Source organism: Imperialibacter sp. EC-SDR9, from assembly GCF_902498805.1.
Taxonomy (GTDB): domain Bacteria; phylum Bacteroidota; class Bacteroidia; order Cytophagales; family Cyclobacteriaceae; genus Imperialibacter.
In genome coordinates, this window is the sequence record NZ_LR701584.1 from 146881 (window position 1) to 163690 (window position 16810).

A 16810-nucleotide genomic window follows, 5' to 3' on the forward strand; every position below is an offset into this window, starting at 1 on the left:
TGAGGCTGGCATTGATGCTTTTGTGCTCTCCATACACTTATGAGATTGATTTTAGTTGTTTTCAAGTTTATCGGCATCTCCCTTGCCGGGATTACTACCCTGGTGGTCGTTGTGGGATGGCTTTTCACCGGCCTGAGCCCGCAGTTTGGCGGCACCCCAACTGACGCCCAAATCGCTTCCTACGAAAAGTCCGGCCATTTCGAGGAGGGTCTTTTTGTCAACCAACAGCCCACTTCCATGGACATGGACTGGGCTACAGTAAAAACCCTGCTAAGAGATTACGTTGTGGGCGTGCCCAACCTGGCTCCCGAAAAACCACTTCCTGTTTTGAAGATTGATTCCATGAGCATCGTCAATCGACCGGACACCCTGACCCGGCTTACCTGGTTTGGTCACTCGGCCTTTCTCCTGGAAATGGAAGGAAAGAACATTTTACTCGATCCAATGTTTGGCGACAGCCCTTCCCCTGTTTCGTGGCTGGGCTCGCATCGGTTTACCGAGGGGCTACCCATAGAAATCGAGCAGCTTCCGGCTATCGATGCCGTCTTCTTTTCCCATGACCATTACGACCACCTCGATTACGAATCGGTGATGCGATTAAAGGACAAAGTAAAAGACTTTTACGTACCACTGGGCGTTGGCGCTCACCTGGTCGCCTGGGGTGTAGCCGAAGACAAAATACATGAGATGAACTGGTGGGAGGAAACTACTCATGAGAATCTCCAAATTGTCTGCACACCGGCAAGGCATTTCTCCGGCAGGGGTATTACCAATCGTTTTTCAACCCTGTGGGGTTCGTGGGTGATCAAAGGGCAGCACGCCAACATCTATTTCAGTGGCGATAGCGGCTATGGCTCACATTTTAAAGAAATTGGTCAAAATTACGGCCCGTTTGATGCGGCCCTTATGGAGTGCGGGCAGTACGACCTGCGCTGGCACAATATTCACATGCTGCCAGAAGAAACAGCTCAGGGTGCCGTTGACTTAAATGCAAAAGTTATGATGCCCATCCACTGGGGGGCATTTGTGCTGGCGCTTCATGCATGGAAAGACCCTATTGACCGGGTAACAAAAGAGGCTGCTGCATTGGGGATGCCTATCGCTACGCCAAAAATTGGAGAAAGACTAATAGTGGGCCAGCCAGACTTCCCGATGGAAAGATGGTGGGACTCGCTAAAGTGATTATACCTTATTTTTTGAACACGCCGTCATACCGGCTGCCCATATAGGCACCCCATTTTATTTCTTTGTTAACAGGCAGGGTGGTAGTAAGCCTGATGACTTCCATCCCATCGAAAGTATAGGTATGTTCTGTATTGGTGGCATGACAGTAAACGATATCAATATTGCCATCGCCATCCAGGTCGCCCACCCAGGGGGTTGACGAAAGATTATGTCCATCGGTATGAACATCGAGATCAATGACCTCACCTGTCGTGAAATCGATCACCGCCAGCATGTTGTAGAAGTACTTCTTCATTAATCCATTTTCCAGGCTTTCTGCCTGATAGTTAACAATTACCAATGCATCGTCAACACCATCAAGGGTAAAGTCGGCAATCACAGGCGTGGTGGTTTGATAAAGCCCAAGCGAGTCCAGAAACTCAACAGCTCCATTGGCGCCATTCACCATGAATTGCTTGGTCCAGTCGAGGTTGGGCCAGGAACCCTGTGCAAAAGACAAGAAAAAATCGGGAGTCTTATCGGCGTTGAAATACCCGACTGAGACCGAACTATAAGCTTCAGTATTGTCCATTTGTACCTGCCATATCTTTTGATGCGTCTTACCGTCGAACGCCAGAAACCTCCCATCCACTGCATTGGCAACGATGTCGGACCTGCCGTCGTCATTCACATCTACCCAGGCAGCTGGAGCTATAAACCCCTTATTTGCACTGCTATCGAGCTTGATGGCGGCCGTTAAATCGCCTTTCATCACCTGAGAGAGAGTGCCCAGCCACAGGTTACCTCCAATGGTTTCGCCCCCTGTTCCAAAAATAATTTCTCTGTCATTGCTCCCGGCTATCGGCAAAGTGGCCACCGACATGTATATTTCCTTGCCGTCGGGCATTTTTGCTTTTCCCAGCACTTCGCCATTGAGGATGTTGAGCACTACCAGATGGCCCGACGGTCTGTTTGGGTCGTAAGGTTCTGCCATTACATCGCCGCCATTGGAAATCAATATATCCTCCACACCATCTCCGTTTTGGTCTGGTACAAACTGTGGGTTGTAAAAGTTGAACCACTGCTTTTGCTTCCGTTCTTTGGCCAGGTCGGGGTCATTGAAATGCCAGATCACTTCCCCGGTCTTTCCATTCACAGCCTGCAATTCCGCCGACCTCCCATTGATAAAGATGTCCATCACACCATCACCAGTGATGTCTTTCAAACTGGCCGAACCAAACACCTGATCAATAGCCGACACATTCCAAAGCATGTCGCCGGTTCTTCCGTCCAGTGCAAACACTGCCGAGTCGCAGGCTTTGAATTCCTCCCTGCCCGCCCCGAGAATAATATCTTTGATGCCATCTCCGTTGAGGTCAGCTACTCTGGGCGATGAAAAAGTCCCGATTCCGGGAAGACGTTTTGTCCATGATTCTTGCGCCAGCAACTGACCGGCTATGCTAATGCATACCAGCATAAAAAGTGTAAACCGAAAAGCCATCCGATGCAATTGATTTTAATCCTTTGAAAGATAGATCAAAAGCGCATGAAGTTCAAAAAGGGTTACCCTACCGGGGAGTCACCGGCTGCGTCCAGGCCGTTTCAAAATCACCCTCTTGGAACGGGTTTTCTTTATACTTGTCCGACACTACTTTGGCCCTGACAAACACTATATCCTCGGTTAGCGCAAATTCAGCAGCTATTCCTTTTTTCTCCATCAGCACCGAAGACATCTCCCCACCTTTCTTCACCCCAATGAATTGTATGGTATAAGCAACACCCTCTTCAGCTGCCACCTCCACTCTGATCTTATTTCCCTCCCGACTAATTCCACTCAAAGACACTCCGGTCGACCCATAAAAGTCGCCTGCTTCCATGGCTTCAATCAAAGATGCAGGTCGTAGTGAGTCGGCCTGCACCATCACCCAGCCCCGGCCGCTGTTGCTATAGGCATCGCCAAACATATGGTAATTGTGGCTGTCGTCCGTTGCCACGCCATACATAAGGGGCTTACCGGCGGCCAGGTAGGCAATATTGATGCGATCCCACATCTCCTCCATTCCTATATGGGTGGAGTCGCCGTAGTTGTTAACCATGGGGTGGCCATTGAACACCTCAAAGAATCGCTCACCGTTAAGCGAGATCATGTCGTCTAGCGTAATAGCAAAATAGAAATTGGGATGGTTGATGTGAATGATCATTGGTTGGCCGGTGGCCTGTCGTTGTGCCGCTACTGCGTCGATGCATTTTTGCAGCACATCCGATACACTACTCCCTTCCTGTGCCCCAATCAACTCTTTGACGTTGGTGACGTTCAGGTGTAGAGGTTTTCCCTCGAAACTGTTCGTAATTTCCTCTGACTGTATGATGAGGAATTTGTCCTTTTCGGCAAAAAGTGGCACGTATTCCTGAAAAGTTTTCAGCTTCACACTTACCCGGCCCGTGTCCTCTTTATATTCCACCCAGTCCTCCCCATATTTGTTTAGGTAGGTGTAAAAAGCGTCTTTATACACCCCGCCCCTTGGCACAAGTTTCCACTTTTCACCAGCCGCCAATGTGTTGTGGTCAGAAAGGCCAACAAAGTCATAGCCGTGGTCCTTGTACCAACCCATGATCATTTCAGGAAATTCGTCACCATCACTCCAATAGCTATGGGTGTGCAAATTTCCTTTGTACCATTGCCTTTCAACCTTAGCTGTTTTCGGCGTGCCACACGACCAGAGAAGCAGCAAAAAGACCGATAGAATACCTAATCTTTTCATTTTCTAAAATTTAGATTTTATCAATTCACCAAACGAGTGTTTCAAAAAGAAAGCAAATATTACAATAACTCATCCAATAGATGCGTCTTGCGGTAGCTTTTATCAGTCATTTCGTGCTCAGGTAACAAGCCAAACTCACCAATGAATCAAACAACTAATTCTTTGAAAAATATAATTTAAATAACTGAGCCGATTTCATCATTTAGTTGCATCACCTATACAATTTGGCCTCAAAAGTTGAAATATGAAAAGAAATTGCATAATATACGTTAGCATTCAATAACCTTATAAGTAGAACCATTATTAACCTAACCTGTTTATGTCCAATTTATTGGATATATTTTACCTTAGAGCATGTCACTTAAATCCACCCTCCCAGCAGATATCTACAATCGGATTGAAGAAATCCAGTCCATGATATTCGAAATTGCCAACGGCAATTACAACTTCCGACTTCAGCGCTCAGCCGAAAACAACGAGCTTGATGGCCTCATTGGGGGCATCAACATGCTGGGAGAAGAAATTAAGGCATCTACAGTATCCAGAAACTACCTCCAAAACATCTACAGGGGAGTGATCGACCTGTTGATCATTTTAAAGAAAGACTTCACTATTGAGACAGTCAATCACCAGGTGTTAAGCTCTCTTGGATACACCAAAGACCAGCTTGTTGACCAGCCATTCAGCAAGCTACTCGGCCCCAACTATCAGGACAGCCTGGATCGGATTGAGAAAGATTTGAAAGAAAATAACATCTCGGTGAATTTGGAACTTAATTTCCTCACATCGGACAACGTGCCTGTTACACATGCCGTCTCATTTTCGCTCCTTTCAGGGAGTGATGACCTCGACACCAGCATCTTGGTCACTGCAAAGGATGTTACCGCATTTAAGGAAACTGAGGAACGGCTTAAGCGCCAAAATGAAGCGTTGAAAGAAATTGCCTGGATACAGTCGCACAAAGTGCGGGGGCCGGTTGCCTCTATCAAAGGGCTCATGATGCTGATTGATTTGGATCAAAACTCGCTTGAAGAAAACCGACAAGTTTTTAAGAACATGCAGCTAACCATCGAACAGCTTGATTCCATTATTCATGAAATCGTCAGCAAAACGGGAAACCTCTTCGAGGAGGAGGACCCTCCGCAGTAACATAAGTGACTCCAAAAACTGACTAGTGCGCTGAGTTCACCTCCAAAACCTCCACATAGCCTTATTCCAAATGATTGCTTTGCTGCTGCCGAATGTATCTGCCTGGCCCACAATATTGGTCACCAATTGTCTACTGGCAGTCATTGCACATTAATACAAGCCGACTACCTTGAACTCCTCTGCCTAAATTCATACCTTGATAAAAGCTCCTGCCACCAAACCAAACAGCCGTTGAGTTGTTAAATGCTTGAGTTTCACAGGTACTTGCAAAAACGACCTGATATGAAGGCTTTGATAGTTACATCGCTATTTTTTCTTTTTCAAGGAGAGATCGTGGGCCAGTCGAATTGGCCTTACCGTGTCCCCGCAGGTGTCAAAGTGGAAAGCATAGTACCATTCGACGAACTCTATCTGTTTCCAGCTTTCCGAAAATGCTCCATTTTCTATGTGGATGGCAACACCTCACTGGCCATGGCCAACTACAGTCTGCTATATCAAAAAATGGTATTGATCAGTGTAAAAAAGGATACCACTTTTTTAAAAAACGACTACCTGGTTCAAAAATATGACTTTGGAGATACGGTCATTCTCAACGACTATAAATATGGCCTTGTAGAAGTACAGAAAGACTCATTGTTCCCAAAGCTTGCCAGAAAAGACTTTGTCCATTTAATTCCAGTCGATGAGGGCACCTTTGATGGATACTCCAATTTTGTAGATCCCTCCACAACCAACATCGTACTAAGGAGAGTAGGAAACGACACCGACAGAGTGCTGGAAGACCAGTTTGCCCGGAGCAACATCATCGTGGAAAAGAAGGTAGCATTCTTCTTAATCGACCGCAACCATAGAGTGTTCCCAGCCAGTGGAAAGTATATCTACCGGATACTGCCCCGCCACAAGAACACCATCCGTGATTTTATCAAGGCGGAGTCTATCGACTTCAAAAGTGAAGCCGGCCTCCACAAGCTATTGGATTTCTGTCGAAAACTGTAGCGGTTTTTTCTCTCAGACTCAAAAAGAACTAGTCCTACTAAACTCAATCCGCTATCACTACAACGACCACACCTTCGTACCCTTCTCGTAGGGCACGCAGCTATTGTACCTCCCTGGAATCGATTCGTACCGCAATATTCGCTCTCCCAGCTCCTCAGTATTGAAGTAGCTGGAAACCGTCATGGCCTTCACTTTCTTGAAAATAGAGTTAACCGGCTTTTTGGCCATGTCGGTGCCCCACACAGATATTCCGTAGGACTCAGGAGTGTCATACTTACTGAGAAAAGCCACCTTTTCTTCAGCGCTGCATTTTTCAAACGCCTTGCCCTGGGTACTTTCACATTCTTTCATGAAGGTGTCGAGGTCGGTTTTGAACTGCTCTGCGTCTGCCGGAGAAAACACTACCGAAATAAAGGCATCCATCGTCTGCGCCACCTTCATATCTTTAGCACCAGGCGTAGTAGTTTTAGGAAGAATAGCCTCGGTCAGCTCCTCCAGCGCAACCGCCTGCGATGGTGTGAATACCAAAGGCTGCCACCCTAGCTCGGGAGCACTTTCGCAACTGTTGAGAATTGACACAATGGCTGGCGCTGAAAGGGTATACCCCATGCTAAGGGCCATTCTTTTTATTACTTCTCTTCTATCCATGGCTTAGAGGTTTTTCTTCTTTAGTTGTTCGGCAGCATAGTTGGCAGCCCTGGCTGTGAGAGCCATATAAGTGAGTGAGGGATTCTGACATGCCGACGAGGTCATTGCTGCACCATCTGTCACAAATACATTAGGAGCACCATGCACCTGATTCCATTTGTTCAGAACAGACGTTTTTGGATCGCTACCCATTCTAGCGGTTCCCATCTCGTGTATACCGAGCCCTATAGCTGCAGGAGAGTCATAAGTTTCTACCTTCTTATAACCGCTGGCTTCAAGCATCTCGGCAGCGGCATCAGCCATGTCCTTCCTCATGGCCATTTCATTTTCCCTGAACTCAGCGTCGACTGTGAGGGTCGGCAAACCGTACGGATCCTTTTTATCAAAATTGAGCCACATGCGGTTGTCCCGATGAGGCAGGCATTCACCGAAGCCCACCAACGCCATTTGCCATGGCCCTGGCTCCATCAGTCCGTCCTTGAAATCAGCTCCAAAACCAGGCACACTACCTCCCCGGCCTGCTCCCGCCCTTTCGGCGCCCCCCTGGTAGCCAAAGCCTCTCACATAGTCTGTCCTTTTGGTTTCTTCATTGATATTCCTGAAGCGAGGAATGTAAATACCGTTGGGTCTGCGGCCTTCGTAGTACTTATCGGCAAACCCTTCAAAGTCTCCAATAGCGCCTACCCGATAGTGGTGATCCATCAAGTTACGGCCCAGCTGATCAGAGTCGTTGCCCAGGCCTGTCGGGAATCGCTCACTGATCGAATTCATGAGGATAAAAGTCGACCCCATCGCCGAAGCGTTCAGGAAAACGATCTTTGCGAAGTATTCTGTTGTTGCCTTAGTTTCGGCATCAATCACCTGCACGCCACTGGCTCTGCCGGTTTTATCGTCGTAAATAATTGAATGAACAATTGCATTGGACACCATGGTAAGGTTGCCAGTTTTTTCAGCGTCTGGCAGGGTAGACGACACGCTACTAAAGTAGCCTGCAAATGGGCAGCCACGAGAGCACCTGTTTCGGTACTGGCATGGCCCCCGGCCATTGTGCTGCTGTGTCAGATTAGTAACCCTCCCAATGGTCAGGTAGCGGTGCTTAAAGTTCTTTTCTATTTGCTCTTTTGTGTGTTGCTCCACGCAGTTGAGCTCCATCCCTGGCAAGAACTGCCCGTCGGGTAAGTGTGGCAAGCCCATGGCTTCTCCGCTGATGCCCACATACCTTTCTACATAGTCATACCAGGGAGAGAGATCTTTGTATCGAATGGGCCAATCCACTCCGATACCCTCTTTGGCATTGGCCTCAAAATCGAGGTCGCTTAACCGGTAAGTTTGCCTGCCCCAGGTAAGTGAGCGGCCGCCTGTCTGGTAGCTTCGGATCCAGTCAAAGCGCTTCACCTCATCATAAGGGTTCTCTTTATCATTAACAAAAAAGTGCTTGGTGTCCTGACCTATCCATCCTGTGCGGCTTTGTACTGGTCTTTCCTGCTGCTCTTCATAGGTGAGTGCGCCATTATTGGGCATATCCCACGGATCAAGGTGAGCCGTTGGGTATTCACCATGCTTCACCGAGCGCCCCCTTTCGAGCACCAGCGTTTTCAATCCTTTTTCACAAAGCTCTTTGGCGGCCCAACCTCCGCTTATGCCCGACCCCACAACAATGGCATCGTATTGATGGGTGCTATTCTGATCCTGCATGGTATCAATGTAGTTTAAGTAACAGTATTTCCTTTTCAGGAAAAGCTTTCAATATAGCCATTCCACTGTAAATAGAACAAGAAAGCACGAAACAATATCCCGAGTTTTGAACCGGTCTAAATTACCTAAGGTAAAAGCAGAAAAGCACAGACGGAGTAAATCCTCATCAGTTTCACCAGCCTTAAAGAGTAGTAGTCCTGCGTTCTAATCCTACATTTATTCTTTTTTATTAATCTTAACTATTGACTATATTAAAGGAGATTGCCGTTGCTGGCATATCAAATCGCTCTCAACGGCCTCCTTGTATTAGAAAGGCAAACATAATTTGGACTCTTTTCTAATAAATTTTCATATTCATTAGACTTATTTCAAATGAAGTCATAATTTATTGCGAGATATTTAACACACACCCTGATTGATTATATAGAGTCCATTTGCGAGCAACCCAATCGGATTGATCTGCGGACGCCAGGCAGGCTTTGCTTCATGTCCTAGGGCTGAGGGGGAAACTGCGTGGTGATTCATTGCAAAGTCAATGGAAATGATTGACCCGAACAATGGCCGCTTCACAAATGTTAAAAAAAGGTATCGACTAAAATTAAGCAAAGGCTTCATGCAACACACCAACATTTTCGAGTCTTACCACATCGGCGAGGGTACTTTTGATGAAATGTACCAGGGCAAGGACGTAAGAACTGCCTATCAGGGAATTTTTAATTTTCTTAAGAGTAACAGTCCTGAAGACCTCACCATGAAAGAAGAGCTCTCCAAGCGCCTCTTCATGAGCCAGGGAATCACTTTCACGGTGTACTCCAGCGGCGAGGGCATAGAAAAAATATTTCCTTTCGACATCATCCCAAGAATCATCACGGCCGACGAGTGGGATTTTGTAGAGAGAGGTATCAGGCAGCGGCTCAAAGCACTCAACCTGTTCCTGAAAGACATCTATTCTCATCAGTTCATTCTGAAGGACGGCATAGTGCCCACCGACATTATTTATTCCTGTCCTCATTTTATTCGTGAAATGCATGGACTGAAAGTACCTCACGATATCTATGTGCATATATCAGGCATTGACATAATCCGTGGCGGCGACGGTACTTTCTATGTGCTGGAAGACAATCTGCGCACACCGTCCGGCGTGTCGTACATGATCGAAAACAGGGAGATTACCAAGCGGATTTTTCCTGACGTGCTGCGACGCAACTCTGTGAGGTCAGTGACACAGTATCCCACGTTGCTACACAAAAACCTCAAGTCACTCTCACCCCGGCAGGTGGCTAACCCCACAGTAGTACTGCTCACACCCGGCATGTTCAACTCTGCCTACTTTGAGCATACGACTCTGGCCCGCCTCATGGGCATAGAGCTGGTGGAAGGGCGTGACCTTGTGGTGGAAAACCATAAGGTGTTCATGAAAACAACCTATGGCCTACAGCAGGTGGATGTTATTTATCGCAGGGTGGATGATGATTTTCTTGACCCACTTGTTTTCAACAAAGAAAGTGTGCTGGGCGTGGCGGGCATTATGTCAGCCTACAGAAAAGGCAATGTGGCCATTGTAAACGCAGTAGGCAACGGTGTGGCCGACGACAAAGCCATTTACACCTTTGTGCCTGACATGATCAAGTACTACCTCAACGAGGAGCCTATACTGAGCAATGTGCCTACCTACCACTGTGCAGACCCTGAGCAACTGGAGCATGTTTTCAACAACATCACCTCTATGGTGATCAAAAAGACCAATGGCTCAGGTGGCTACGATATGTTGATGGGTAATTCCGCTACAGAAAAGGAAATTGAGGACTATAAGAAAGCGGTAATCAAAGAGCCAAGGCAGTTCATTGCACAACCTATTATCAGTCTTTCTACCACCCCCTGCTACATCAATGGCAAGCTGACACCAAGGCGTGTCGACCTGCGCCCGTTTGCATTGTTTGGCCCTGAGGGTATAGAGATAGTGCCTGGCGGACTCACCAGAGTTGCTTTGAAAGAAGGCTCCATGGTGGTGAACTCCTCACAGGGCGGTGGCAGCAAAGACACCTGGGTATTGGCTTAATTATTAAATTGGTAAAACACTTTAGAGAACAAATATATGCTTAGCAGAGTAGCAGACTCACTTTTTTGGATGGCTCGTTACATGGAGCGCTCCGACGGCATTCTCCGCATGCTGAAAGTGAATTACAATTCGTCGCAGGACAACCTCAGCGACTTTAGCTGGCAGCCGGTGCTGAAGGTGTTCACCTATCTGGAAGGGCCTGCGATTATTGAGTTGGCCAACGAAAGCAGTGAGGTGTTGCGTTACATGATCCTTGACAAGGAAAATGGCAACTCCGTACAAAACATAGTGATCCACGCCCGGGAGAATGCCCGCTCTGTGCAGGACAATGTCACTATAGAGGTGTGGCAATGCCTCAACGACTTCTATCACCTTATCAGGGACGAACGCCACATCAACAGCCTGGCACAAGGCGATGCCATTTCGGTGATTGACGTGATGGTGAAACAATGTCTGGTGTACTATGGCACTGTGGACATTACCATGTCGAGAGGCAGCGGTTACTGTTTCATGTCGCTGGGCAAGTTTTTGGAAAGAGCACTGCAGTCTATCGATATCCTTGATGTAAAACTTGGCAGTATGTCGGCAGAAGACACACAAGCTTACGACACGCTCTACTGGAAGTACCTGCTGATGTCGGTGTCGGGGTATAAGCTTTACCTAAAAAACTATCAATCAGGGTTTGAGGCCCGCAATGTGGTTCATCAAATTGTGTTGAACACTCATTTTCCAAGGTCTGTCATCTACTCGCTGGATCACCTCCACCGCAACTTCGAGCAGCTCAGTGCCTACCTTGACAAAGCAAGCTTTGATGAACTCAATTTCGAAATAGGTAAACTGCGCAGTAAGGTACGCTACTCTACGCTCAACGATATTGAGGCCATGGGACTACATACCTATCTGGCAGATATTAAAAAGGACTTGTCGGACATTAGCAGCAAGCTGAACCAGTATTGCTTTGCGTATAGCTAGAGGAAGTTGGAAGGTAGGAGGCGGAAGACAGGCGAAAGTCGGAGACATAAAAGTGGCTAAATCAGAAATCTCAAATCAGCAACTTCCTATTCTTTAACATCAAATTTGTAACTTCCAATCCGAAATTGTCAAACCCTGAATTTCAAATTAGCAATTCCTTTATGCCCAAGTTCAACATCCGTCACCTGACCAAATACACCTATACAACTTCAGCCACCAACAGTGCCAATGAGATCATGTTATATCCCATCCAGGACGATCATCAGGAGGTTCTTCAGCATCATGTGATTATTACCGGCAACCCGGACGTATATGTGCACAAGGACTATTATGGCAACAACGTGGGCTCTTTTGCATTTGCTGACCCTCACCTACAGCTTCTGATCGACTCCATTCTGGAGGTTGAAACAAAGAAAGCACCGGAGGTTGCCGACGAAAGCCCAGCCGATGAGCAATGGAAGCACCTTTACAACATATCGAATCATGTGCCTTACATCGACTTTCTCAGGCAGGAAAACTTTCAGGCGATCCCTGAAGTGATGGCAATGATTGAGTCAGTCAAGAAACAAAACGCCACTCCACTACAAGCCGCACTTAACCTTAGCGAATATGTGTTTAGCAATTTCAGTTATATCAAAGGTGTAACCACTGTAGAAACCACCCTCGATGAAATCTGGAAACTGAAGTCTGGCGTTTGTCAGGATTTTGCCCACATGTTGCTTGTGATGCTGCGTCAGCTCTTTATTCCGGCCCGCTACGTGAGTGGCTATGTGTGCCCCAATAAAAATGGCATGCGGGGCGAGGGCGCTACCCATGCCTGGGTGGAAGCCTACATACCAGACCACGGCTGGGTGGGCATAGACCCTACCAACAACTGCCTGGTCAATGACCTGCATGTGCGCCTGGCCATAGGCCGCAGCTTTGTGGATTGCTCACCAGTGAAAGGCACCTACAAAGGCGCAGCCGACCATACCCTTGAAGTGGCAGTGTCAGTTGAATACGAAGGAGGGCCAAAAGTCAACCAAGACCTGGCCCTGGAAGAAATCGCTAAAGCCACCGCTACACCCGACGTCAATTCTTTCCAGCGCTACCAACAGATACAGCAGCAGCAGTAGCCCTCTTACGCCAGATGCTAAGAAGATGGGAAGACGGGAGACCGGAGCTGACCATCCCTAAATATGGTTGACCAATTTGACTAACTTATATCTATCGGACAAGCTACGTGCGATAGTGTTGGCTTGATGCATAGGGCTTTACCCAATGCACAGGTATTGCGCCATTTCAGGGGTTGGGTAGCTGCGAGCCCTGAAAGGACGCAATTCGAGGAGGATGGCGGTGAAGCCCCATCTTAAAAGAAAGACAGGAGACCGCAGCAGACATCCGCACTCCAACCCCCTCATCCTTTCGCTCATTTTTCATAAATTACAAGAGTAACAAGGTAATCCTATCCAATACGCTTATGGTACTCCGCCGTCATTTTCTCAAAAAAACAGCCGCCGGGTTGGTAACCATCCCGGCCATCCTTCCTATGCTCAGTTGTGAAACCAAAGCTGAAAATGCTGAGGCTGATTACAATTGCATACTTACACCGCAACAAACTTCGGGCCCTTTCTATTTCGACACAAAACTAAAACGGAGCAATATCACTGAAAACCGACCAGGGCTCTCTCTTGCTTTCAAAGTGCGGGTAGTGAACGTAAAGGACTGCACTCCTATTGCCAATGCCGTAGTCGACATCTGGCATTCTGATAAAGATGGTTTGTATTCGGGTTACCCACGCCAGGGCGAAAAGCGAATTGACACGACAGGCGAAACCTTCTGCCGTGGCCACCAGACAACCAACGCCGAAGGAGAGGCTTCCTTCGTCACAATGTTTCCGGGCTGGTACCCGGGCCGGGCACCTCATATTCACTTCAAAGTGTATATGGCGGGCAATAGTTTTGTCACCTCACAAATGTATCCACCCTGGGATATTGCCAAGGAAGTCTACGAATCACGTCTCTACGCCTTCAGGGGACAAAGCCCCACTACCTATACCAACGACGGTGTACTCCGCTCTTCCGACCTTGAAAAGCTAACGCTTCCATTGGAAAAAGAAGGAGAAGGATTCAAAGGGACGTTTGTGGTTGGGGTAAAAGCGTAGGGACAAGAGTCGGAAGACCGGAGACCGAAGCAGGCGTCGGTGCGATAGCTCTGGCCTATTGCGGCTGGGCCGTCAGACTCCCGTAAACAAAAATACAATCATAGAAAGCAAGGCTGCTCAAACCTCAAATTAGAAATTTCAAATACCTTCAATTGGTAATCCCTAAATCCCTACTTTCGCATCGTTAAATACTCAGATTTTCAACCTCTCGCCCATGTCCTCCAACAACAACATCTTCGCCTTCTGGTCCTGGTTTGAAGACAACCTCGGCCGCATCCGCACCGTGCTGCTTAACCCCTCCCACCCTGATCGTGAATACGTAGTTAGCTCCCTTGACCAACACATCCTGGCGATTGGCACCTTCACATGGGACATCGAGAAAGGCATGCACCGTCCCTGGAGCCTGACCATCTCCCCCAATGGCGACCCCGAGCTGCTGGAGCAAACCAAAGCCATTGTGGAGCAGGCACCCGAGCTCGCCGACTGGGAGTTTTACCCAGCACACCAACCAAAGAAGCAAGACTTTGCCTTCACAGTGTACGACGAGGAAATGAACCAACAGCCCGTGGATGCCAATCCATGGCACTATGTGCTGATACCGGCGAGTGGCAGGCAGCACACCCTGCTCATAGAGGCAGGCAACTGCCCACATCTCGACGACAATACCCTTTATGCTGCTGTCAACCACCTGGTGACCTGCCTGCTGGGCGAAGAAACCAAAATCCACCGCATTGCCGACATAGAAATAGTAGACGAGCTCGACGAAGAGCACCATAAGGCGGCGAAACCAATTGTGCAGCTAGGGCTGGGGGTATCGGAATAAAGAGGTTACTCTGCCCCCAAGAAAGTAATAACCTCTTTAATCTTCGAAGAAGATAAGTCAAAAAACTAAAGAGATTACATCTGCTGGAGCGAAGAGAGTAACCTCTTTAGTCAAACTTCTTCCCTTCCAGCACGCCCACACCTTTAGGCAATGGATTGCCGGATGAACGCCTGAATGTAACCACCTGGCCTACATGCCACAAGGCGTCAGCAATAGGGCCGTTGATTACATTCCAAAACGGATATACCTGCGCTTTGTCTCCACTGCCAAACACCATCTGGTAGCTTTCCAAATCGGCGGCGCTGCTGGTCAGCAGTTTTTGGCTGGCCTCCTGAATATTAAGCAACGTAGCCTTGCGCAACGCCTCGAAAGTTTCGGGCGCAGGCTCTCCGCCAACGTTGGGTTGCTTGCGGGTGGCATTCACAATCACCTGACTGAGGCCGTGAATGTGCTTTACAGTAGCCATACTGCTGCGAGCCTCGTCGCCGGGGCTCCAGGCCAGGTCCTCAGCACGCAGCCCTTCGGTAGCCCAGTAGTAGCGAAAACCAAGGCCGTCTACCATACGAGCTGCTACTGTGCCAGGGCCATAGGAAGCCGGGTAGTCTGGTATTTGATAGTATGGGAGGTTGGAGGTTTGTGCATTTAGCGCCAGCGACACAAAGGCAAGACCGCAGAAGAGTAAGGTTTTTAACATGTTATTGAGTTTTTGATAAAGCCAAAAGTAAGAATTCGTTTTTTTTTCTGGCTGGCTATCTCAGAAATTACCATGAAGGATGGAAAAGCGTACCAAGTCAAAATACCGGCGACTGCACATGTCCGACTGGCGGTGGGAGGAGTGTGAACGCCAAGCGGAATATACCAGTAGCGTCGGCTTGAAATGAGCAGAGTAGCTCCATACAAAGGGTCAAAAAAGCCACCGAAACTCTCCGGTGGCTCTCACATCATCTATTAACAATCAATATTACTCGATTACATCCACCTTCATCATGTTGGTGCGGTTTTCCCAGTGGTGCGGCTGTGAGCCAGTGTATACCACGGTATCTCCTTTGTGCAGGAATCCCTTGTCTATAAGAATGTCTTCCAGGTGCTTCAATGTTTCTTCAGCGCCAACCCTTTGGTTATAATAAAACCCACGGATACCCCAAACAAGATTCATGGTATTCAAGATCTTTCGGTCATCAGTGAAGATAAAGATATTCGCCTTTGGCCTGTGCGACGATAGTCTGAAACCCGTGTATCCCGATTTTGTCATTCCCAAAATAGCTTTGGCATCGATGTTGGCGCTCAAACGTGCGGCAGCTCTTACCAGCTTGTCGTTCACAAGTGTGGCAGAGTCGTCGTTGCTTTCAGAGAACTTATTGAACATTACGTCGGTGCCCTGCTCAATGGAGGTGATGATCTTCACCATGCTTTTTACCGACTGCACCGGAAATTTGCCTGAAGCTGACTCTGCACTTAGCATCACCGTGTCAGCACCATCCATTACGGCATTGGCCACGTCGTTCGCCTCGGCCCTGGTAGGCCTTGGGTTTTCAATCATGCTTTCCATCATTTGCGTGGCAATAATCACGGGCTTTGCCGCCTTGTTGCACTTGCTCACCATCATCTTCTGGGCTAACGGTACGTCTTCCATAGGAATCTCCACGCCGAGGTCGCCACGTGCCACCATCAGGCCATCGGCCGCTTCGATAATAGCGTCTATATTTTTGAGCGCTTCCGGCTTTTCAATCTTGGCGATGATCCGAGAAGTGCCGCCTTTCCTCCTTATCTTTTCTTTCAGGTCAAGTACATCCTCCGCTTTCCGAACAAATGAAAGTGCTATCCAGTCAACCTCATGCTCCAAACCAAAATACAAATCCTCCTCATCCTTTTCAGTCAGCGACGGGGCGGACACTGGCGTATTAGGCAAGTTGATGCCTTTTTTTGACTTCAAAATGCCACCGTATACTACCTGACACTTCACTTCGTCGCTGGAAGTAGCCAACACTTTCAGCTCCAGGTTGCCGTCGTCGATAAGGATAGAGTCGCCAATGCTTACATCGGTGCAAATACCGGCGTAAGTGGTGCTGATAATTTGTGCATTGCCAACCAGCTTTCGTGTGGTGATAATGATTTCCTGACCCGGCACAATTTCTACGCCCCCATTCTCCATATCACGGGTACGAATCTTAGGCCCCTGAAGATCTTGCAGCAACGCCACGTGCGTACCCATTTCCTCGTTGAGTTCCCTTACCAGCTTAATGACCTTAAGGTGGTCTTCATGCGAACCGTGGGAAAAGTTGAGACGAAAAACATCTACCCCCGTCTGAATAAGGCTTTTCAGCATTTCCTTGCTATTAGAGGCAGGCCCTACGGTGGCTATGATTTTCGTCTTATTAAAAATTGGTGAGCTTTCCATG

14 protein-coding genes are annotated in these 16810 nt (G+C 48.0%); 8 read left to right on the top strand and 6 right to left on the bottom strand.

The window, feature by feature from the left end:
• Nucleotides 1-39: 39 nt before the first annotated feature.
• A complete protein-coding gene (locus GC130_RS13375) occupies nt 40-1182 on the top strand; it encodes an MBL fold metallo-hydrolase (protein WP_151998825.1) in 1143 nt (380 codons plus the stop codon).
• 7 nt (nt 1183-1189) lie between these two features.
• On the opposite strand, the gene GC130_RS13380 is transcribed toward GC130_RS13375, so the two are convergent.
• Both GC130_RS13380 and GC130_RS13385 read right to left on the bottom strand, forming a co-directional pair.
• A complete protein-coding gene (locus GC130_RS13380; RefSeq protein WP_151998826.1) occupies nt 1190-2665 on the bottom strand; it encodes a PQQ-binding-like beta-propeller repeat protein in 1476 nt (491 codons plus the stop codon).
• A gap of 67 nt (nt 2666-2732) precedes the next feature.
• Entirely contained in the window at nt 2733-3926 is a 1194-nt protein-coding gene (locus tag GC130_RS13385; RefSeq protein ID WP_151998827.1) for a histidinol-phosphatase, read from the bottom strand.
• Between the two features lie 354 nt (nt 3927-4280).
• Here GC130_RS13385 and GC130_RS13390 point away from each other — a divergent pair, with 354 nt between their 5' ends.
• Both GC130_RS13390 and GC130_RS13395 read left to right on the top strand, forming a co-directional pair.
• Entirely contained in the window at nt 4281-5075 is a 795-nt protein-coding gene (locus GC130_RS13390) for a PAS domain-containing protein (RefSeq protein ID WP_151998828.1), read from the top strand.
• Between the two features lie 282 nt (nt 5076-5357).
• Entirely contained in the window at nt 5358-6071 is a 714-nt protein-coding gene (locus tag GC130_RS13395) for a hypothetical protein (protein WP_151998829.1), read from the top strand.
• 57 nt (nt 6072-6128) lie between these two features.
• Here GC130_RS13395 and GC130_RS13400 read toward each other — a convergent pair whose 3' ends face one another.
• On the bottom strand, nt 6129-6719 hold the full coding sequence (locus GC130_RS13400; protein WP_151998830.1) for a gluconate 2-dehydrogenase subunit 3 family protein: 591 nt from the start codon (nt 6717-6719) through the stop codon (nt 6129-6131).
• A 3-nt stretch (nt 6720-6722) separates the two neighbouring features.
• Nucleotides 6723-8414 (bottom strand): GMC oxidoreductase, encoded by a 1692-nt coding sequence (locus tag GC130_RS13405; protein ID WP_151998831.1) that lies wholly within the window; start codon nt 8412-8414, stop codon nt 6723-6725.
• Between the two features lie 613 nt (nt 8415-9027).
• On the opposite strand from GC130_RS13405, the gene GC130_RS13410 reads away from it, so the two are divergent.
• The 5 genes from GC130_RS13410 to GC130_RS13430 all read left to right on the top strand — a co-directional run bounded on the left by GC130_RS13410 (nt 9028) and on the right by GC130_RS13430 (nt 14411).
• Nucleotides 9028-10473 carry a circularly permuted type 2 ATP-grasp protein gene (locus GC130_RS13410; RefSeq protein ID WP_151998832.1) on the top strand — a complete coding sequence of 482 codons (1446 nt, stop codon included), beginning with the start codon at nt 9028-9030 and terminating at the stop codon, nt 10471-10473.
• Between the two features lie 36 nt (nt 10474-10509).
• A complete protein-coding gene (locus GC130_RS13415) occupies nt 10510-11445 on the top strand; it encodes an alpha-E domain-containing protein (protein WP_151998833.1) in 936 nt (311 codons plus the stop codon).
• A gap of 161 nt (nt 11446-11606) precedes the next feature.
• Nucleotides 11607-12560: a transglutaminase family protein gene (locus tag GC130_RS13420; protein ID WP_151998834.1), complete on the top strand. Its 954-nt coding sequence runs from the start codon at nt 11607-11609 to the stop codon at nt 12558-12560.
• Nucleotides 12561-12904: 344 nt separating this feature from the next.
• On the top strand, nt 12905-13588 hold the full coding sequence (locus GC130_RS13425; RefSeq protein ID WP_151998835.1) for a protocatechuate dioxygenase: 684 nt from the start codon (nt 12905-12907) through the stop codon (nt 13586-13588).
• A 214-nt stretch (nt 13589-13802) separates the two neighbouring features.
• Entirely contained in the window at nt 13803-14411 is a 609-nt protein-coding gene (locus GC130_RS13430) for a hypothetical protein (protein WP_151998836.1), read from the top strand.
• A gap of 106 nt (nt 14412-14517) precedes the next feature.
• Here the strand turns inward: GC130_RS13430 and GC130_RS13435 are convergent, their stop codons facing one another.
• Complete coding sequence (locus tag GC130_RS13435; protein WP_151998837.1) at nt 14518-15105, bottom strand: DinB family protein; 588 nt, start codon at nt 15103-15105, stop codon at nt 14518-14520.
• Nucleotides 15106-15372: 267 nt separating this feature from the next.
• Nucleotides 15373-16809, bottom strand: a complete 1437-nt coding sequence (gene pyk, locus GC130_RS13440) for a pyruvate kinase (protein WP_151998838.1) — start codon at nt 16807-16809, stop codon at nt 15373-15375.
• Nucleotide 16810: the final 1 nt, after the last annotated feature.